The 22,007-nt window shown below is 44.6% G+C and carries 16 protein-coding genes; 14 read left to right on the top strand and 2 right to left on the bottom strand.

The genetic code is table 11. The features are described from left to right. Positions 1-32 precede the first annotated feature (32 nt). Together I2I04_RS03230 and I2I04_RS03225 are read right to left on the bottom strand one after the other, a co-directional pair. Positions 33-1,004, bottom strand: coding sequence for a FecR family protein (locus I2I04_RS03230; protein WP_143257375.1), 972 nt, complete (start codon positions 1,002-1,004; stop codon positions 33-35). Between the two features lie 125 nt (positions 1,005-1,129). Then, complete coding sequence (locus I2I04_RS03225) at positions 1,130-1,678, bottom strand: RNA polymerase sigma-70 factor (protein WP_143257374.1); 549 nt, start codon at positions 1,676-1,678, stop codon at positions 1,130-1,132. A gap of 253 nt (positions 1,679-1,931) precedes the next feature. Between I2I04_RS03225 and I2I04_RS03220 the strand changes: the two genes are divergently transcribed. The 14 genes from I2I04_RS03220 (at position 1,932) to I2I04_RS03155 (ending at position 21,997) form a co-directional block, all read left to right on the top strand. Continuing rightward, positions 1,932-2,213 carry a tetratricopeptide repeat protein gene (locus I2I04_RS03220; protein WP_008021855.1) on the top strand — a complete coding sequence of 94 codons (282 nt, stop codon included), beginning with the start codon at positions 1,932-1,934 and terminating at the stop codon, positions 2,211-2,213. Between the two features lie 54 nt (positions 2,214-2,267). Next, positions 2,268-2,495: a ferredoxin family protein gene (locus I2I04_RS03215; RefSeq protein WP_004297419.1), complete on the top strand. Its 228-nt coding sequence runs from the start codon at positions 2,268-2,270 to the stop codon at positions 2,493-2,495. An 11-nt stretch (positions 2,496-2,506) separates the two neighbouring features. Continuing rightward, positions 2,507-3,586, top strand: coding sequence for a 3-methyl-2-oxobutanoate dehydrogenase subunit VorB (locus I2I04_RS03210; RefSeq protein ID WP_143257373.1), 1,080 nt, complete (start codon positions 2,507-2,509; stop codon positions 3,584-3,586). 103 nt (positions 3,587-3,689) lie between these two features. Beyond that, positions 3,690-3,863, top strand: coding sequence for a hypothetical protein (locus I2I04_RS03205; protein WP_143257372.1), 174 nt, complete (start codon positions 3,690-3,692; stop codon positions 3,861-3,863). Positions 3,864-3,875: 12 nt separating this feature from the next. Further along, positions 3,876-4,640 (top strand): thiamine pyrophosphate-dependent enzyme, encoded by a 765-nt coding sequence (locus tag I2I04_RS03200; RefSeq protein ID WP_004297416.1) that lies wholly within the window; start codon positions 3,876-3,878, stop codon positions 4,638-4,640. 20 nt (positions 4,641-4,660) lie between these two features. Then, on the top strand, positions 4,661-5,203 hold the full coding sequence (locus tag I2I04_RS03195; protein WP_143257371.1) for a 2-oxoacid:acceptor oxidoreductase family protein: 543 nt from the start codon (positions 4,661-4,663) through the stop codon (positions 5,201-5,203). A 121-nt stretch (positions 5,204-5,324) separates the two neighbouring features. Next, on the top strand, positions 5,325-7,376 hold the full coding sequence (locus I2I04_RS03190; RefSeq protein ID WP_143257370.1) for a putative porin: 2,052 nt from the start codon (positions 5,325-5,327) through the stop codon (positions 7,374-7,376). A gap of 17 nt (positions 7,377-7,393) precedes the next feature. Continuing rightward, positions 7,394-8,233, top strand: coding sequence for a transporter substrate-binding domain-containing protein (locus tag I2I04_RS03185; protein ID WP_195654272.1), 840 nt, complete (start codon positions 7,394-7,396; stop codon positions 8,231-8,233). Further along, the gene (locus I2I04_RS03180; RefSeq protein WP_195654271.1) at positions 8,220-12,410 is read left to right on the top strand and encodes a hybrid sensor histidine kinase/response regulator transcription factor; all 4,191 of its coding nucleotides are present in this window, start codon (positions 8,220-8,222) and stop codon (positions 12,408-12,410) included. The genes I2I04_RS03185 and I2I04_RS03180 overlap by 14 nt, the downstream gene beginning before the upstream one ends. 307 nt (positions 12,411-12,717) lie before the next feature. Continuing rightward, positions 12,718-13,974: a glycoside hydrolase family 88 protein gene (locus I2I04_RS03175; protein WP_143257367.1), complete on the top strand. Its 1,257-nt coding sequence runs from the start codon at positions 12,718-12,720 to the stop codon at positions 13,972-13,974. 21 nt (positions 13,975-13,995) lie between these two features. Beyond that, the gene (locus tag I2I04_RS03170; RefSeq protein ID WP_195654270.1) at positions 13,996-16,473 is read left to right on the top strand and encodes a glycoside hydrolase family 2 TIM barrel-domain containing protein; all 2,478 of its coding nucleotides are present in this window, start codon (positions 13,996-13,998) and stop codon (positions 16,471-16,473) included. Then, on the top strand, positions 16,470-17,642 hold the full coding sequence (locus I2I04_RS03165; protein ID WP_195654269.1) for an alginate lyase family protein: 1,173 nt from the start codon (positions 16,470-16,472) through the stop codon (positions 17,640-17,642). The genes I2I04_RS03170 and I2I04_RS03165 overlap by 4 nt, the downstream gene beginning before the upstream one ends. Positions 17,643-17,663: 21 nt before the next feature. After that, positions 17,664-18,866 carry an alginate lyase family protein gene (locus I2I04_RS03160; RefSeq protein ID WP_143257364.1) on the top strand — a complete coding sequence of 401 codons (1,203 nt, stop codon included), beginning with the start codon at positions 17,664-17,666 and terminating at the stop codon, positions 18,864-18,866. Between the two features lie 23 nt (positions 18,867-18,889). Beyond that, positions 18,890-21,997 carry a SusC/RagA family TonB-linked outer membrane protein gene (locus I2I04_RS03155; RefSeq protein ID WP_143257363.1) on the top strand — a complete coding sequence of 1,036 codons (3,108 nt, stop codon included), beginning with the start codon at positions 18,890-18,892 and terminating at the stop codon, positions 21,995-21,997. Positions 21,998-22,007: the final 10 nt, after the last annotated feature.

Genomic DNA, 22,007 nt, shown 5'->3' with positions numbered 1-22,007 from the left:
GTTCATAATAATGTTTTATTAGATTATACGGCTCAATTAATTGTCACTTGCCGATTATTAATACTGTATCGAATAGGGATTGAAATATTAATTATGTCCAAAATGTCTTTGATGCTTTGCCCCCGATAGAAAGTTCCGGTAAACCGGCGTTCTTTCAACTTATCAGACTGTATCCGGAAACTGACACCGTAAATATTTCCCAATCGGGCTAATATACCTTCCAAATTCTCTTCATGGAAATAGTAATAACCAGAAATCCATGAGGTGTAAAGAGCAGCATCTACCTGAGCCACTTTATAAGTACCTTTGTTTTTGTGATATATATATTGTTGATTCGGAGTTAAAACCGTCGAAGTGTTTGCCTTCTCACTAACCAAGCGAATGGAGCCCTCCAATAATGTGGTAGTTACCACGGAATCAGACGGATAAGCATCGACATTAAATTTCGTCCCTAAAGCTTCTATTTCCTGCCCGTTCACAACCACGATAAAAGGCTTGTCTTTCTGCTTAGCTACATTAAAGAAGGCTTCTCCTTCCAGATAAACAACACGCTTTTCCTTTCCATATTGCGGATCATAGCGGAAATTAGTCTGACTTCCCATACTGATTTCGGTGCCATCGGGCAAAACAACTTTATCGGCTACAATTCCATCGCCACCAACATATCGGGCAACAGATGCGGAAGAAGTATCACCCAATAACCAAAAGAGGACGGAAGTAAAAGCAACAGCTATCACCGCCACCGCTGCATAGGCCTGAACCTTCCGAAAGAGCGTGTATATTTTCCTGGAAGCCTGTTTCTTTTCCAGTAAACGCTGCCAACTCTTATCCATATCGATATCACTTCCTTTAGACAAGCAAGCGTCATAGACCATCTTTGCCTCAAAAAAGATATTTTTATTTTCAGGCGTTTCATTCACCCAATCATAAAACTGATTGATTTCTTTCTCATTCAATGAGCCTTTCAAAAATCCTATTATTAAATCTGAAGTCATGCTTTCCATATATAAATAGATACTATTTTCCTGTTTTTATATATGTAACGAGCAATCAGCTGGAATTACTCACCGGCTTCTTTATTTTTTTTATTTTATTTTCCGAGACTGCGAAGAGTAGAAATAAATCAGCACTAAACGAACATGAATAAATAGACGAAAGCAGTCTGAAGCTCTTTCCGTAAGAAAAGTAATGTTCTGTATAATTGGTTTTCCACTGTCCGGGTGGATAAGTTTAATCTCTCGGCAATTTCCGCTGCTTTAAGTCCTTCCATATAAGATAACAGGAAAATTTCACGTCTCTTTTCGGACAGTTCATTTATTTTTGCCATCACATGTGCCATTAAGTCTTTCCTCATAAACAATTCATCAGCACCGTCATAAAAACTCAACTCATCTAATTTGAGCTGGATAGCACGTTTGTCGGCAAACTCCTGTTCCAAACTAATACGACGCAAATGATCTATACAAGCATTTCGAACGGCAACAAACAATATATTTTTAACCTCTGAATCTGATAACAGGAATACTTGTTTATCCCATATTCTAAGAAATACATCATGAACAATATCTTCCGCAAAGAAAGGAGAAATAAACTTCCCGGCAAAACGCAACAACATAGGTGCATATTGCATATATAGTTTCTGATAATTGCTTATATCATTCACATGTTCATCTTTCATTTTAGTATTCTACAAGGCCAAAGTCTATTAATAATCCATTATCAGAGAAAACAGAATTCATCTTATTGTTGGCGACAAAAATAGATATATTCTCGTTATAAACAAAAAGATGGGAATCGTTTTTCCTTCACCTTGACTATATATTCATAGAATATGCAATAAACTCAAAACGTTGCAAATTTCCGTCCTCATTTGCCCTGTTTACATAAATAAAAACTATCTTTGCGTTTCAGAATCCCGAAAGACGAAAGAAATGGAGCAAATAGACAACCTAAAAGAGCTTATCAATCAGGGGGATGTGGACACAGCGATTAAGCAATTGGACCAGCTTCTCCAGGACAGTTCTGTCGAAAAAGAGAAAGATACTCTTTACTATTTACGGGGAAATGCCTACCGAAAAAAAGGAGATTGGAAGCGGGCACTGGACAACTACCAGTATGCCATCGAGCTCAATCCGGACAGCCCTGCCGTTCAGGCCAGGAAAATGGCAATTGATATCCTCAATTTCTACCACAAAGATATGTTCAATCAATAAAAGAGATGTATAATCAATAACCGTACTCAAAGATAACGTAATAAAATAAAGATTATGGCAAAAATCAAAGGAGCAATCGTAGTCGACACGGAGCGTTGCAAAGGATGCAACCTGTGTGTAGTGGCATGTCCGCTCGATGTAATCGCCCTCAATAAAGAGGTAAATATGAAAGGCTATAACTATGCCTGGCAAGTGAAGGAAGATACCTGTAACGGATGTAGCTCGTGTGCAACGGTTTGTCCGGACGGATGTATTTCAGTGTATAAAGTAAAAGTAGAATAAAAGAAAAGAATATGGCAGAAGAAGTTGTATTAATGAAAGGAAACGAAGCCATCGCCCACGCAGCTATCCGTTGCGGTGCCGACGGATACTTCGGTTATCCTATTACTCCCCAATCGGAAGTGTTGGAAACGCTTGCTGAACTGAAACCGTGGGAAACAACCGGCATGGTAGTACTCCAGGCGGAAAGTGAAGTGGCAGCTATCAATATGGTATATGGAGGTGCAGGTAGCGGAAAGAAGGTAATGACCTCATCTTCAAGTCCCGGTGTGAGCTTGAAACAGGAAGGTATCTCATACATCGCCGGTGCCGAACTTCCTTGTCTGATTGTGAATGTAATGCGTGGAGGTCCCGGACTGGGAACTATCCAACCTAGCCAGGCCGACTACTTCCAGACGGTAAAAGGCGGCGGTCATGGCGACTACAAACTGATTGCCCTTGCTCCGGCATCCGTACAGGAAATGGCAGATTTCGTAGCGTTAGGATTCGAACTGGCTTTCAAATACCGTAATCCGGCTATTATCCTTGCCGATGGTGTGATTGGACAGATGATGGAAAAGGTTGTTCTTCCTGCACAGAAGCCACGCCGCACGGAAGCAGAAGTGATCGAACAATGCCCATGGGCTGCTACCGGAAAGGCAAAAGACCGTAAACCGAATATTATCACTTCTCTCGAATTGAAACCGGAAGCAATGGAAATAAACAACCTCCGCTTCCAGAAGAAATACCGTGAAATTGAAGAAAACGAAGTACGTTTTGAGGAGATCAATTGCGAAGATGCAGAATATCTGATTATCGCATTCGGCTCAATGGCACGTATCGGTCAGAAAGCAATGGAGCTGGCTCGTGAAAAAGGTATCAAGGTAGGAATCCTTCGCCCGATTACATTATGGCCGTTCCCGACAAAAGCGATTGCTGCTTATGCCGATAAAGTAAAGGGTATGCTTGTTACCGAACTGAATGCCGGACAGATGATTGAAGATGTGCGCCTGGCTGTGAACGGTAAAATAAAGGTAGAACATTTCGGACGTCTCGGTGGCATTGTTCCCGATCCGGATGAGATTGTAACTGCTCTGGAAGAAAAAATAATGTAATTAGACGATTAGACAATTTACGATTTACGATTCAAGTAACGATGGTAAGTCGCAAAGCAATCTCAATCACAAATCGTAAATTTTAATAATAGTAAATAGAACGATGAATCCCGATAAAATAAGAAACATACTGAATATCCTCTTTATGATTCTGGCTGTTGCAGCCATCATCACCTATTTTGTGGCAAAAGAAGATTTCAAAGTATTTATCTACGTATGCGGCGCGGCAATCTTTGTCAAGCTGATGGAGTTTTTTATACGGTTCACCAACAGATAAGGAGATGAAGTTATGACTAAAGAAGAAATAATCAAACCCGAGAATCTGGTTTACAAAAAACCGACTCTGATGAACGATAACGCCATGCACTACTGCCCGGGTTGCAGTCACGGTGTGGTACACAAACTCATTGCCGAAGTCATTGAGGAAATGGGTATGGAAGATAAAACTGTAGGAATCTCTCCGGTGGGATGTGCAGTGTTTGCCTACAACTATCTCGATATTGACTGGCAGGAAGCAGCACACGGACGTGCGCCTGCTGTGGCAACTGCTGTTAAACGCCTGTGGCCGGACCGCCTCGTTTTCACTTATCAGGGCGACGGTGACTTGGCTTGTATCGGTACAGCCGAAACAATCCACGCTTTGAACCGTGGTGAGAATATCACGATTATCTTTATCAATAATGCGATCTACGGTATGACAGGTGGCCAGATGGCTCCAACTACACTGGTAGGCATGAAGAGCTCGACTTGTCCTTACGGACGTGATGTTGAACTTCACGGCTATCCATTGAAGATTACTGAAATCGCCGCTCAACTGGAAGGAACAGCTTACGTAACCCGTCAGTCCGTACAATCCGTACCGGCTATCCGTAAGGCTAAGAAGGCAATCCGCAAAGCTTTTGAGAACTCCATGAACGGTAAAGGTTCCAACCTGGTAGAAATCGTTTCCACTTGTAGTTCAGGCTGGAAGATGACTCCGGAGAAGGCTAACAAATGGATGGAAGAACACATGTTCCCATTCTATCCGCTGGGTGATTTAAAAGATAAAGAATAACGCTAAAAGTCAACAGAACAATGAAAGAAGAAATAATTATAGCAGGATTCGGTGGACAAGGCGTATTGTCTATGGGTAAGATTCTGGCATATTCCGGTTTGATGGAAGGCAAAGAAGTGACCTGGATGCCCGCTTATGGTCCCGAACAACGAGGTGGAACAGCCAACGTTACAGTTATTGTAAGCGATGAGAAAATATCCTCACCGATTCTTAGTAAATACGACGCTGCCATCATTCTGAATCAGCCTTCACTCGAAAAGTTTGAAAGCAAAGTGAAACCCGGCGGTATCCTGATTTATGACGGTTATGGAATTATCAATCCTCCTACCCGCAAGGATATCAAAGTGTATCGTATTGACGCAATGGATGCAGCCAACGAGATGAACAATGCCAAAGCATTCAACATGATCGTACTTGGCGGATTATTGAAGCTTCGTTCCATCGTAACGTTGGAGAATGTTATCAAAGGACTTAAGAAAACCCTACCGGAACGCCACCATCACTTGATTCCTATGAACGAGGAAGCTATCAAGAAAGGTATGGAGTTAATCCGTGAGGTTTAATTAACAGATAATGGACAATGGATAATTGATAATTATTAGCTACGTATAATACGTATGCAACATAATTTTCAATTATCCATTATCATTAAATCAATTAAAGTAAGTATCTTTGCCTCCAATTATGAGACGAATCTTACTATTATATATATTACTTTCCGTTATAGGTTTGACAACTGTTCATGCACAGTTCGATAATGGTCGCCAGAGAGTGGACGAAAACGGATACGACCAATATGGTAACCAGGTAGACCCTGCCATGATTCCGGACAGACTGGATAGTACAAATGTCGAAGTACAGGGATTACCTCCGAAGTTATATATGTGGCGTATTAAAAATCAGTTGGGCGACCGGACTATCATCCCGGCGGATACTGCTTATCACCACTTCCAAAACACCAATCTTACCGAAGGACTTACCGGACATTATAATTATCTGGCCAATATGGGTTCTCCCCGTATGTCACGCATCTTCTTTGAACGTCGTGATCCGGAACCTACTATCTTTATGGAGCCTTTCTCCAGTTTCTTTATTCGTCCCACGGAGTTCAATTTCACCAATAGTAACGTACCTTATACCAATCTGACGTATCATAAAGCTGGTAATAAAGTAAACGGAGAAGAACGCTTTAAGTCTTATTTCTCTGTCAATGTAAACAAGAAATTGGCTTTCGGTTTTAACATAGATTACTTGTACGGACGAGGATATTATAACAACCAAAATACGGCTTATTTCAACGCAGCAGCTTTTGCCAGCTATATCGGTGACCGCTATCAGATGCAGGCCATATACAGCAATAATTACCTCAAGACAAATGAAAACGGAGGTATTGAGGACGACCGGTACATCACTGCGCCTGAAGAGATGGCACAAGGCCAAAGGGAATATGAATCAACCAATATCCCGACCATACTAAGTGCCACAACCAACCGTAATCATGACTTTTATGTATTCCTGACCCAACGTTATAATTTGGGATTCAGTCGCGACATACCGCAAGCCGAAAATGACACGACGCCTAGCAAGCAGGAATTTGTGCCGGTCACTAGTTTCATACATACCATTCAGGTAGAGCGCGCGCGTCACAGCTTCAATTCTAATGACGACATGCGTGAGAAGAATTATTATCAGAATACTTATTTTGATACGGATAATCCCAATGTCAGAGACAGTACTACCTACGTCGGCATCAAGAATACCATAGGTATTGCGTTACTCGAAGGATTCAATAAATATGCCAAAGCCGGACTGACAGCATTCGCTTCCTATAAAATCAGCAAATACACACTAATGAATATGCTAGGAAATCCGCTGCCCGACAAATACAATGAAAATGAAATATTTGTTGGAGGCGAATTATCCAAACGTGAAGGAAATGTACTTCATTACCATGCCATTGGTGAAGTGGGACTTGCCGGAAAAGCAATCGGACAATTCAATGTGAAAGGAGACATTGACCTGAACTTCCCGTTGTGGAAAGATACTGTCAGCCTTATAGCTCGCGGTGAAGTCAGCAATACACTTGCGCCTTTCTATATGCGTCATTATCACTCCAAACATTTCATGTGGGACGATGATATGGACAAGGAATTCCGTACCCGCATTGAAGGAGAGTTAAGCATTGCACGTTGGAGAACACGTTTGAAAGCAGGAGTTGAAAACATAAAGAATTACACTTATTTCAATCAACAAGCAGTGCCGGAACAGAAAAGTGGAAGCATACAGGTTTTATCAGCAAGTCTTAATCAGGACTTCAAGCTGGGAATCTTCCATTTAGATAATGAAGTAACCTGGCAAAAGTCCAGCGACCAGACCGTATTGCCTTTGCCTGATCTCTCGCTGTATCACAATTTCTACATGCAGTTCAAGCTGGCAAAGAAAGTGCTTAGTGTACAATTGGGTGCCGACGTGCGTTATTTCAGTAAATACAATGCACCCGCTTATATGCCGGCTATCCAAAACTTCTATTTGCAACCGGAAAATGACCAGGTAGAGATAGGAGGTTATCCGATAGTGAATGTATACGCAAACTTACATCTAAAGCGTACACGTTTCTATGTAATGATGTATCACGTGAATCAAGGTATGAGCAGCCCGAATTACTTCCTGGCTCCTCACTATCCCATCAATCCGCGTGTACTGAAATTCGGTCTTTCATGGAATTTCTATGATTAACAAAATCTATACGGCTTATGGTAACACGCCCCAAATTGAGATTGTCCCGATATTTAGTGCCCGTAATCATTGTATTGGCAATCATCTTTTCTATCCGCCAATGCGGTAATCAGAAAAAGCCGTCAGGACACCCGCGTGATTATACAGCTATTGCCAAAGAAGGCATATTGCGTGTAGCGACTGAATATAACTCGATCAGTTTCTACGTAGACGGTGATACCGTTTCCGGTTTCCACTACGAACTGATACAGGCTTTTGCCCGCGACAAGGGATTGAAAACCGAAATAACACCCCTGATGAGTTTCGAAAAACGGCTGGAAGGATTAAGTGAAGGACGTTACGATGTAATTGCCTGCGGCATATTAGCTACCAGCGAGCTGAAAGACTCTCTGCTCCTCACCTCTCCCATCACGCTCAACAAACAAGTGCTCGTGCAACGGAAAGAAAACGGAGAAAACGACTCCCTCTACATCCGTAACCAACTGGACTTAGCCGGACGGACGCTTCACGTAGTAAAAGGCTCTCCCTCCATCCTGCGCATCCAAAACCTGGGAAATGAAATCGGAGATACCATTTATATCAAAGAAATAGATAAATACGGTTCCGAACAATTAATTTCAATGGTAGCTCATGGAGACATCGACTATGCCGTTTGTGACGAAAGCATCGCACGCGCGGCTGCCGATTCCATCCCGCAAATAGATATAAATACAGCGATCAGCTTTACACAATTCTACTCATGGGCAGTCAGCAAACAATCACCCGCTTTACTCGATAGTTTGAATACATGGCTGAATAAATTTCAAAAGGAAGAGAGATACCAAAAGATTTATAAAAAATACTATGATAAAGAATAACCTTATTACTTTACACATTAAAAGAAAACAACTACCTATTTTTTACCTATTTTTTTTCATCTTTCTATTGTCTTCCGGTAACTCCCGTTTATATGCAGAAGAAAACCGGGCATTCAACTTTTCAACTCTTAATCTGAACAACGGATTATCCCAGTTGTCCGTGCTCGACATTTGCCAGGATGACAAAGGATATATATGGTTTGCCACCCGTAACGGCCTCAACAAATATGACGGTGCACATTTCACCATCTACAAACACAGCAACCGGGATAACAATTCCTTGTCAGACAATCATATCACCAAATTACTTCCGGACAACGTACGCGGAGGGCTTTGGGTGGGTACCAATAACGGACTGAACTATCTTGATCCGAAAACAAACCTCATCACCAACTACCAACTGGCAGATTATCCGGAGCTTCCCAGCAATAGCATACTTTCTCTCTGTCTGGACAAATCCGGTAAGCTGTGGGTAGGAACACGCCTCGGACTCTGCTTTTGGCAACCGGAAAGCAAGACATTCAAGCCGGTAACATTGGACGGTCAACTGGACAAAGAATCTATTACTTCTTTATATATTGATAAACAGGAACGAATCTATATAGGTACACACGATAAAGGTCTATTGATTTGTGACAAGAACCTGAATGTCACCCAAAAGCTAACTAAAGAAAGCACTCCGGCTCTTTCCGATAACGCCATCAGTTGCATATTCGAAGACTCTCATCAGCAAATATGGATAGGCACGGATATGAAGGGGCTGAATAAATGGAACCCGGATAAACAGACAGTCTCTACCTTCTTCGAACACAACAGCGGATTGACAGATAATTATATCCGTTGTCTTCAGGAACAAAACCAACAACTGATTATCGGAACATTCGACGGTTTGAGTATTCTCAATCTGACGGATGACTCTATTACCAAATACAACAAGTTCGAAGCAAACCGGAATAATTTAAGCCATTTCTCGGTCCGCAGTTTATGCGTAGACCGTGCCGGAACATTATGGGTAGGCACCTACTCCGGTGGAGTCAATTACTACAATCCGCTCAACAACCGTTTCGTATTCTATCACCCTCTGGGGAACAGCGAACAGAAGCTATATAACATTTTCGGACCGATGGTATATAGTACAGGCTCTCTTTGGATCGCAACAGAAGGAGGAGGATTGCTACAATTCAACCCGGCTACCAAAGAATACACCAATTACCTACTGGAAGAACGTCCTGTTGGTATGCACAACAAGAATATCATCAAGTCATTGATGATAGAAGGAGAATCCATCTGGTGCGGCACGAACAATGGAGGGTTATACCGTTTCCATATTCCGACTAAACGCTTCTCGCTTATTCATCAGTTTAATGAAAAGAATCTGGGTATTTATACCATCTATCGAGACTCGAATGAAGACATTTGGCTAGGGAGTACTTCCCGTCAGGGACTAGTCAGAATTACCAAAGATAAAAAAATAACGCGCAAGTTCCCCATCGGAGAGAAAGGGGAAACAATCAGTTTCTCCAGCATCCGGGCATTTTTGCCTCTGCGCAAGAATGTATATCTGATCGGAACACGTTCATTCGGGCTCTATGAGTACGACGTAGAAAAAAAGACTCTCATACAATATTCGACAGAGGAGAAAGATCCATCCCGTCAACTGGAAAATAACTACATAACCAGTATTCTAAGAAAGAAGAACGGAGAAATATGGATCGGCACTTTTGGAGCAGGTATGTACCAATATCAGGAAGGTAAAGGGATCGTGCGTCATATCGGTACGGAGGAAGGACTGACTAACGAAGAGGTCTATACTTTAATAGAATACAACCAGAATATATGGGCTAGCATTGATAATGGCATTGCCGAAATCAACACTAAAACGGGACAAGTGCACGTTTATGACTGCTTCGCCGGCCTTGAAACGTTAGAATTTACTCCGCAAGGAGGCATTTGCCTCCCTAATGGAGAAGTTTATTTCAGTGGAAGTAATGGATTCCTGTCTTTTGCTCCCCGCTCGCTGATAAAAAACAATATGATGCCGCCGGTAGTACTCACCCAGTTGACCGTTAACAACAAAGTGATCCAACCGGGCGATCAGAGTCATTTGCTGGATGCCAATCCCGACGACACAGAAACCATCACTCTGGCATACAATCAAAATAATTTCTCCATTGCATACTGTGCGCTCAATTACATTCTGCATGAACAAAATCAGTATGCTTATAAATTAGTGGGACACGATGAAGACTGGAATCATGTGGGAACCCGTAAAGAAGCCTATTATACCAATATCGCTCCCGGCAAATACATCTTTCATGTCATTGCCTCCAACAACGACGATGTATGGAACACCCAAGGAAAAACGCTGGAAATCATCATTCTTTCTCCCTGTTGGAAAACCTCATGGGCTTATATGATCTATGCATTATTATTTATAGGAATCACCTACACCATCGGTTATTACATGTACAGCAAACATAAGCTGGAACTCAACCTGCGGATGCGCCAAATGGAAAAGCAACGGATGGAAGAGTTTCACCAAACCAAAATCCGGCTTTTTACCAACTTCTCACATGAATTGCGTACTCCGTTGACTCTAATCATCAGTCCTATTGACGAACTGGTGCGCCAGGCAGAAGTCCCGCATTTTATCAAAACTAAACTAGACTTAGTTTTGAAGAATGCCCGTCGTTTGCTCTTACTGGTCAATCAATTGATGGATTTACAAAAGAACCAAAGCGGCAGCCTCACACTAAGTTTAACCCATACGGATTTGAATGCATTCCTGCTTGAAATCTATTATACTTTCAAGCAAATAGCGGAAAGCAAGCAAATCACGTTCTTGTATGAAGCTCCGGAAGGAGAAATCCCGGCATGTTTTGACCAGAGTTTATTGGAAAAAGCAGTATTCAACCTACTTTCGAATGCGTTTAAATTCACGCCTCCGGGAGAAACAGTTACCCTGCGATTCATTGCAGCACTCAATAAAGAGAGCCTTCAACAACGGTTCGGGAAAAATATATCCACCGATCCGACTTTCGTCCTCTCCGACGATAGCAATAACTACTTCGTTATTCAGGTAGCCGACACGGGAAAAGGAATTCCGGAAACTGCCCGTACACATATTTTCGATCCGTTCTATCAAGTCAGCGCTCCTCAAACAGCCAATGATAATGTAAACGGAACAGGTATCGGGCTAAGTCTGACCCAATCCGTCGTACATTTGCATCAAGGTGCAATCAGCGTCGATTCCAACCAGCCGAAAGGAAGTATATTCACCATTATACTTCCAAATAACGAGCAACCAGAATCAATGGAAGAAAACGTGATAAACAATCTATCCGAAAACGAACGGGAAGAGCAAGAGGTTGTCAGCCAGTCAGAGGAATCTGCCGAAGAACTTCCTTACCTGGCAGGCAAAACAATCCTGCTTGTAGAAGACAATGAGGATATACGCAGTTATGTGAAAGAACATCTGCAGCGTCATTATCGGGTACTCGAGGCCGGAAACGGCGAAGAAGCCTTCCAGATTATATTGAAAGAATTTCCCGATTTAGTGGTTACGGATATAATGATGCCGGGAGTAGACGGACTGGAACTCTGCGCAATGATTAAAAATGATTTGCAGACAGGCCATATTCCGGTCATCCTGCTCACAGCCCGCACGATGGTGATGCACGTCAAAGAAGGGTTCCTTTCAGGAGCAGACGATTATGTAGTGAAACCTTTCAATATAGATGTGTTGCTGGTACGAATCTATAATCTGTTGTTACAGCGGGAAAAATTAAAATCCATGTACGGGAAAAACTTCTCACTGCAATCAATGGGCATCGAAACGACCTCTGCCGATGATAAATTCATGCAGAAGTTATTCGAGATCATCCAAGATCATTTGGATAACCCGGACTTAAAAGTGGATATGATATGTGATGAAATGGGATTCAGCCGGAGTAATTTCTACCGCAAGCTCAAGGCGGTAACAGATTTATCCCTGAACGACCTGATTCGCCATAAACGTCTGGAGGTAGCTGCGCAACTACTTAAAAAGGCGGACATGAATGTGACGGAAGTTTCAATCGCTACCGGTTTCAGTACCCTTGCTTATTTTACCAAATGTTTCAAATCAGCCTATGGAGTTTCGCCTACCGAATACGTAAAAGGACAACCGGAAGAATAGTTCTAAATTGGTTTTATAAATGAAAATTTTCAGGTACGGATTACACGGTTTTCTGAAATATGATTGCACAAAGCAACAGCGTAATCCGTGTAATCCGTGCCTAAATTAAAATGATCCTTTTAATTATGATGCAGTACTTATCACATAGTTTGCAAAATCATCCCAGATTATAAAAAACGTCCCAAGAGCGATATAGAAGCGATTGTTCCAATGAAATTGGGATGATTTTGCAAATTTACGGCACAGCTGGACAAGCCCTTTTTATTCCGTTTCCATACATTTGCAACATCGACTTAGAAATAATAATATGGAAACAAATATGAAACATTATCTTTTAGCACTTAGCATCGGGACAGCATTTTTAGTTGGCTGTCAGTCTCCCCAAAAGCAAAACCTGATTGATTCTAATTTTGCATTTGCCGAGCAACAACTCAAATATGCTTTTCCTAAAATAGATGAAGCACGCGCCAACGAATCACAGGAAAGCAAAGAAAAAAGAATCGCCAAACAATGGGGTGAACTGACTAATCCCCGTAATACAGAACCGGACGGTTCTCTGCGTCTCGTCCCTTCCAAAGACTGGACCAGCGGATTCTTTCCCGGTGAACTCTGGTATGTATATGAATATACGCACGATCCTTTCTGGAAAGAGAAAGCAGAGAAACATACAGAAATGCTGGAACGAGAAAAGAAGAACGGCACTACCCACGACATGGGATTCAAGATGTATTGTAGCTACGGCAATGGCTATCGTCTGACCGGTAATCCCACCTATAAAGATATACTGATCGAATCAGCACGTACGCTCATTACCCGCTACAAGCCGAACGTAGGTTGCATCCGTTCCTGGGATCACCATGCCGACCAATGGGAATGTCCCGTTATCATCGACAACATGCTGAATTTGGAATTACTATTCTGGGCTTCCCGCGAAACGAATGACTCCACCTTTTATAATATAGCAGTCAACCACGCACGTACAACCATGAAAAATCACTTCCGTGACGATTACAGTACGTACCACGTCGTAAACTATGATACAATCACCGGCAACCCCATCTGCAAGGTGACCCACCAGGGATACGCCGACTCATCGGCATGGGCACGCGGACAGGCATGGGCGCTGTATGGCTACACGATGTGTTACCGCGAAACCGGACTCCCTGAATTCCTGGAACAAGCGAAGCATATCGAAAGATATATCTTCACCCACCCCAATCTGCCGGAAGACCTGATACCTTACTGGGATTTCAACGCTCCGGAAATTCCGAATGAACCGCGGGATGCGTCCGCAGCCACCTGCATCGCTTCCGCACTCTATGAACTAAGTACCTACGTACCGGAACATAAAGACCTTTACAAAGAAGAAGCCGACCGGATTTTAGAGAACCTCACTGCCCACTACCGTGCGAAACCAAACGGCGACAACGGTTTTCTACTTCTCCACAGCACCGGCTCCAAACCTCATAACAGCGAAATTGATGTGCCCATCGTATATGCCGACTATTATTTCCTCGAAGCATTGATACGGAAAAACAAACTGGAAAAAGAACAGAAACTATAACGATCATCATCTATAAGAACCATGAAAAAGCTACTTATCTATATACTGACAGCCTTTACCGTACTAGCCCTTCCGGCAAGTGCCAAGATTCCCGCCAGCCAACGAATCCGGCTGACCGGCCAATGGGAATATCTAAAAGGTGACCTCGGAAGCATTTGGGAAGCCGTACGTGCAGCCGCCCCCGGTTCTTCGGAAGCTGTACCCATTTGGCAGCCAGTTACCCTGCCCCACTGTTTCAACGCGGAAGATGCCGTAGACCCGGACGTAAACTATTACCAGGGTCCCGGATGGTATCGCACCCTGCTCGATATTCAGAACCCGGCAACCAACGGCCGCACGATCCTCGAATTTGAAGGAGCCGGACAGAAAACAGAAGTATATATCTACACCCGCAAAGTCGGCAGCCACGTAGGAGGTTACGATGAATGGAGCGTAGACATCACAGAAGCAATCCGTGAAGCATTAGCCAATCCCGATTGCCGCAAGCGGTTCAACGGCAAAGTACCTTTGTCCATCCGTTGCGACAATTCAAGAGATACAGAAATGATTCCTTCGGATTTATCAGACTTCAACGTATACGGAGGACTTTACCGCTACGTAAACCTAATTTATCAGCCCGCCCTTTCTTTTGTAGGTTTTAAACTGGAAACCCCAGTGCAGAAGGACTTGAAGAGCGCAACACTGAAAGTGCAAGCCAACTTCTACAATCCGAATGACACCCGCCAAGCTACGGTTCGCTTCACTCTGAAAGACCCGAACGGAAAGAAAGTGGCCGAACAAACCACCACGGACATTCTACCATTGGGAGAAGTACATCTGTTTGACATCGCTATCAAGAATCCGATGCTTTGGAGCCCTGACCAGCCACAGCTATATACTTGTGAGTTTACCCTCCAAACAGCCGAAGGCGAACAAACAGTAACAGAACCCATCGGTTTCCGCCACTTCGAATTTGTAGACTACGGTCCTTTCAAGCTAAACGGAAAACGCCTGTTATTAAAAGGTACTCACCGCCACGAAGACCATGCAGGTGTAGGAGCCGCCATGACAGAAGAGCAAATGGTGACGGAAATGAAACTCATGAAAGAAATGGGGGTCAACTTCATCCGCCTGGGACATTACCAGCAATCAAACATCATCCTTCGCCTGTGTGACGAATTAGGTATCCTCGTGTGGGAAGAAATCCCCTGGTGCCGTGGCGGATTGGGTGGAGAAACTTATAAAATACAAGCCCGCCGGATGCTAACCAACATGATTACCCAACATCACAACCACCCTTCCGTTATTCTGTGGGGATTGGGTAATGAAAACGACTGGCCGAATGATTTCCCTACTTTCGAACAATCGCAGATACGTGCCTTTATGAAAGAGCTGAACGACCTGGCACACCGCCTGGACCCGTCACGCGTCACTTCCATCCGTCGCTGTGACTTCTGCAAAGATATTGTCGATGTATACTCTCCTTCCATCTGGGCAGGCTGGTATCGTGGCAAGTTTACCGACTACAAAAGCGTATCGGAAAAAGAGATGAAACAAGTGAAACACTTCCTACATGTAGAATGGGGAGGTGACTCTCACGCCAGACGCCACGCAGAAGATCCTTTCAAATCATTAGGTGGAATCCCTGCCGGAGTTGGTGCCGACGAACGGGCGGGAGATTTCTCTCTTGTGGGAGGAGATGCCCGTGCTTCCAGAGACGGAGACTGGTCGGAATCATACATCGTGAAACTGGTGGACTGGCATTTGAAAGAACAAGAAACCATGACTTGGCTTACGGGAACTGCCTACTGGCCTTTCAAAGATTTCTCCACTCCCCTACGACCGGAGAATCCTGTTCCCTACGTCAATCAAAAAGGAGTTATCGAACGGGATTTTGCCAAGAAAGAAGTGTTCTATGTGTTCCAGTCTTATTGGACGCAGAAGCCAATGATACACATTTACGGTCATACCTGGCCGACACGTTGGGGAGCAGCAAACGAACCGAAAGAAATATTGGTTTACTCCAACTGTCCGGCAGTAGAACTGTTTGTGAACGGAGTCAGTCAGGGTGTCAAGCAACGCAACAGTCAAGACTTTCCCGCAGCCGGACTGCATTGGAAATGTGTGTTGCGCGAAGGAGAGAACCAACTGAAAGCTGTTGCGGTAAAAAGCAAAGAAGCGATTTCCGACGAGATCACAGTTGCCTACCAAACCGCCCAATGGGGAGAACCGAAGCAACTGAAATTGACAAGTTATCCCGAAGGAGAAAACATCATCCGCGTAGAAGCCCAGCTGACAGACGACAAAGGAATTCCCTGCCTGGACGCAGCCAACCTGATTTCGTTTGAAGCTGCCGGAGACGGAGAACTTATCCAAAACCTGGGAACTTCAACCGGCTCACGCAAGGTACAGGCTTACAATGGAAAAGCCATGATACGGGTCAAAGTGACTGATACCTGTTACCTATCCGTTCAATCGGATGGAATCAAAACCGCTTATACTCAATTGAAAGCACAATGAGAAAACAGAACGTTTCAATAGGATTATTTATACTGCTCTTCAGCTTCACCACGGTGATGGCCGGGGAAAATGTGAAAGGTCAAGTACGCCAACTCCTGCAGACTGAAACCCTGAAACGGGCGGACGCTGCACTGGAGTCCGTACCGGTGACCGTCACAGCCACCCGTGCCGAAAGAAGCGCAGGAGGTATTCACGACTTCTATTCCGAAGGTGACTACTGGTGGGAGAATCCGCAAGACCCGGACGGTCCGTTTATCCGCCGTGACGGAGAAACCAATCCGGATAATTTCACCGCCCACCGTCATGCCATGATACGCTTCAGCCAGTTAGTCGGAGATCTGACTTCCGCTTGGATACTGACAGGAGACAAGAAATACACCGATGCTGCCATGCGCCATATCCGTGCCTGGTTTATCGATCAGAAAACGATGATGAATCCGAACTTGCTGTATGCACAAGCCATCAAAGGCATTGCAACCGGACGTGGGATAGGCATTATCGATACCATCCATCTGATTGAAGTGGCACAGTCACTCCGCCTGATGGAAGCGCAGGGAATCATCGAAGACAAAGAGCTGCAAACCATCCGCTTGTGGTTCTCCGATTACCTGACCTGGTTATCTACGCATCGTTACGGTATCAACGAGATGGAAGCCAAGAACAACCACGGCACTTGCTGGACTATGCAAGTGGCAGCATTTGCCTCGTTCACGCAAAATGAAGAAATGCTCCGTTTCTGCCGCGAGCGTTACCGGAGCGTGTTACTACCCAACCAAATGGCTGCCGACGGCAGTTTCCCTTTGGAGTTGGAACGCACCAAACCGTATGGTTATTCTCTTTTCAACCTTGACGCAATGACTACCCTCTGCCATTTGCTGACAACTCCCGAAGAGAATTTATGGGACTATACCACCACAGACGGACGGAACATTGAAAAAGGAATCTCCTGGCTGTTTCCCTTCGTCAAAGACAAAGGTTCGTGGCAACGTCAACCGGACATTATGTTTTGGGAAGAATGGCCGGTGGCACACCCGTTCTTACTATTCGGTAGTCTTCATCATTACCGGAAAGAGTATTTTCAGACATGGAAACAATTGGAACATTTCCCCACCAACGAGGAAGTGATACGCAACCTTCCCATCCGTCATCCTTTATTATGGTTAAACTAATTTGCTAAAAATAGAATCATTATGAGAAACCTGTTATTGAGTGCTTTTGCACTGGTTTGCCTGCTTCCAATGAACGCACAAACCGTCAACACCCGCATCTATCCTGCTGAAAAGCTGGCTAAAGTGAAGGCTAAAGCCGATACTCCTACATACGCCCCGGCTATCAAAACGTTAATGAAAGAGGCCGACAAAGCCATGAACCTGACTCCTCCTTCGGTGATGGATAAAAGTATGACAGCCTCCAGCGGAGACAAACACGATTACATGAGTATGGGACCTTACTGGTGGCCCGATCCTTCCAAACCGGACGGCTTGCCTTATATCCGCAAAGACGGGCAACGCAATCCCGAACTGTCCAAGTTAGACCGTGACCGGTTGGGAAACATGGCAAAAGCCGTTACCACACTGGGAATTGCTTACTATTTCTCGGGCAACGAGCAATATGCAAAGAAAGCAACCGACTTTCTGAAAGTATGGTTCCTGGACGCCAAAACAAAAATGAATCCGAACCTGAATTACGGTCAGACCATTCCCGGCCGCAGAGATGGCCTGGGACGCGGAACAGGTATGATTGATACTTACTGCTTCGTAGAAATGCTGGATGCGCTTACCCTGCTGGATAGCTCGAAAGCCATGACACCCGCCATCAAAAAAGGAATGAAAGAATGGTTCACGCAGTTTGTAGAGTGGATACAGACAAGCCCTGTCGCCGCCGAAGAAAATGCCGCCAAGAACAATCATGGCCTGGCTTATGACGTGCAACTGACAGCGTACGCCCTGTATATCGGCAACAAAGAATTGGCAATCCAGATTCTAAAAGAATTCCCGGCAAAGCGTCTGTTTTCTCAAATTGAACCGGACGGCAAACAACCGCTGGAATTGGAACGCACAACTGCTTTCGGTTATACCCTCTTCAACCTGACGCACATGCTGGATATGTCTTTCATTGGCGCAACGGAAGGTATAGATATCTATAACGCCGCCAGCGAAGACGGACGTTCCATCACTGCCGCACTGAAATTTACCATTCCCTATATCGGCAAGCCGCAGAGCGAATGGCCTTACCAGCAAATCAAAGAATGGGACAAGAAACAGGATGAAGCCTGCTGGGTGCTCCGCAAAGCCTCTTTCTTCGACCCGAAAGCCGGATATGAAGCGATCGGTGCCAAATATCGCACCACTTCTGCTTCCAGCCGTCTGAATTTAATGTATAGTTTAGAATAATCCTTTATTTAAATCCTAATATCATGAGGAACAAATCGTTTTATTACCCTTTAATGATAGCAATGTTGTTATTGTTATGTACCCCGTTCGTAACGGTTGTCTACGCGCAATCATTTACTGTCACCGGTACAGTCGCCGATAGTCAAGGCGGTGTTCCCGGAGTAAATGTGAAGGTGAAAGGAAGTACCACCGGTACTATCACCGATATGGACGGCAAATTTACATTGAATGTCCCCTCTTCCAAATCTGTCCTTGTCATCTCCTACATCGGATATACGACGCAGGAAATACCCGTCAATAATCAGAAGATGCTGAATATCAACTTAAAAGAAGATACGAAAGTGTTGGATGAAGTAGTGGTGGTAGGTTATGGCGTGCAGAAGAAATCCCACCTGACCGGGTCTGTATCCAAGATGGACGTCAACAACCTGACAGATATTCCCGTGACACAAGTAGACCAACTGCTGCAAGGAAAGATTGCCGGTGTTAATATTCAGAACTCCACTTCCGAGGCCGGAGCTGCTCCGCAAATCCGTGTACGTGGTATGGGTTCTATCAGTGCCGACAGTTCTCCTCTGATTGTCATCGACGGTTACCCTGTTCCCGAAGGACTCTCTACACTCGATATGGCGGATATTGCTTCTATCGAAGTATTGAAAGATGCCGCTTCCGCCGCTATCTACGGTTCACGTGCAGCGAATGGCGTCATTTTGGTAACGACCAAAGAAGGAAACGCCAGCAAAGCGAAATACAGTGTGAAAGCCTCTACCGGATTAAAGTGGGCGTATAAACTGCATCCGATCATGAGTTCGAAAGACTATTATAACATGATGGGCTATGAAGCCGCCTTGCAAAACAAATCCATAGCAGCCAACGACGAAGCCTTCGGACTTATCAATAATTATACCGACTGGCAACGGGAAGGATTGCAGGACACTCCGCAGATTCATCAGGTACAACTCTCCGTATCGGGCGGCAAAAAAGACATTACGTATTACATCTCCGGCAACTATGCACAGGAAGACGGTATTATGATTAACAGCAACTACAAACGTTTGAACCTTCGTTCGCGCATCAATGCGAAGTTGTCCAAACGGGTAGATCTTAGCCTGAACATAGCTCCGTCCTACACCAAAACGGAAACACCGTCAACCAACTTCATCGATTTCTACCGTACACCGTCTTTCATGCCGGTACGTCATACGGAAGAAACGGCAGCCCTCACAGGAAAAGCCATCGGTTCGTGGGCACGCGGTAGCGACTTCAGTAACATCATGTACACACGTGAAGACGGTACGCAAGTGAAAGCCAGTCCGTTCAATACCAGCAACAACAATCCGAAGTCATTGATGGATACCGAAGAACGCTTCAAGGAAGACTATAACCTGCAAGCCAATTCCTCTATCAATGTACAAATCATGAAAGGGTTGACTTTCACCACTTCCAACGGTTTCTACATTAAATATCGTCAGAACAACGAATACCGTAACTACGAATCCCGCAAAGACGAAGAGTCGGCTATGGGTACTTACAAAAACCGTCTCTATGTCGACTTGTTGAGTGAAAACACACTGAACTACATCGGCAAGAAAGGTAAGCATGATTATGCAGCCTTATTGGGTTACACCGCACAGACTACCTCGGAAACGACAGCCAGCATCGTAGGTCTGGGCTTCCCTACCGATTATGTGCATACGCTCAATGCGGCCACTTCTTTCGACGTCAGCCAAACGAACACCATTAAGTTCCGTACCGCTATGATGTCTGCCCTTGCACGTGTCAATTACAGCTATGCTGACAAATATCTTGTTTCCGCCAGTCTGCGTACGGACGGTAGTTCTCTTTTTGCCGACGGTAAACAGTGGGGTTGGTTCCCTTCCGTATCACTCGGATGGCGTGCTTCGGAAGAAGCCTTCCTGAAAGGCGTAAGCTGGCTGAATATGCTGAAGCTGCGTGCCAGCTTTGGTGTGACGGGTAACAATAATATTCCTGCCAACTCTTATTACAATCTGCTTTACGCCAGCAACTATGCGTTGGGTAGCGGAACAGGCGCACTGATCCCCGGACTGGGTAAGACTACCTCTACCAAAGGTAACCATGACATCACTTGGGAACAGACGTACGAATACAACGCCGGTATCGACTTCAGCGCACTGGACAACCGTATCAGCCTGACTCTGGAAGGTTACTATTCCATCACCAAACAATTGCTGTTCAAACAACCGGTCGTTTCTTTCATGGGTTACAGTGATTACTGGAACAATATCGGACGTATCCGCAACAGTGGTATTGAAATCGAGTTGAACACGCACAACATTCGCACCAAGAACTTCGAATGGACTACTTCGTTCAATCTCTCGTCCAACTTCAACAAGCTGCTCGAACTGTCCGGCGAAGAGAGACTGATCTCTACCGGCGAACGTAATGAAACATACTTGGCACAAGTAGGACACCGCGCCATCTCATTCTTCGGTTACAAAACCGACGGTGTTTATCTCAACCAGGCGGATCTCGACGCTTCCCCACACTTGGCAAGTGCCACACCGGGCAGTCTCAAGATTGTAGACATCAATGATGACGGCGTTATCAACGACAAAGACCGTACCGTCATCGGTAATCCGTTCCCGAAAGCAACCTGGGGTATTTCAAATACTTTCAGATGGAAAGGATTCGATCTTTACTTCCTCATTCAAGGGGTAAGCGGACTGGATGTATTCAATGGTGACGGCTACTACACCGAATCCAAGAAGTTCAACCGCAATTATGTGAAAGACCGTTGGATCAGCGCCGAATATCCGGGTGACGGACGTACTCCTACTGTCGGTTCGGCAGGTATTTCATGGGAGTTCACCGACTATATGATTGAAGACGGTTCATTCGTGGCCCTGCGTGATGTAGTTCTCGGTTATACCTTCGACAAGAAGAAGTTGAAAAAGGCAGGACTCAATTCACTCCGCCTTTATGCTTCCGGTCAGAACCTGCTCTACTTCTGGGGAAAAAGCTACCGGGGAATCAATCCCGAAGCCCGTGTAACTACAGGCTCCTACTCTTCCCCATTGGTCAACGGATACCAGCGTGGAGGATTCCCGATACAGTCTACCGTCAATATCGGATTCGAACTTAACTTCTAATCACCTTAAA

This window comes from Bacteroides sp. 1001136B_160425_E2, assembly GCF_015559655.1.
Lineage (GTDB): Bacteria > Bacteroidota > Bacteroidia > Bacteroidales > Bacteroidaceae > Bacteroides > Bacteroides luhongzhouii.
Note: the sequence above shows the minus strand (reverse complement) of the source record. Positions and strands in the feature narration are given on the sequence as shown.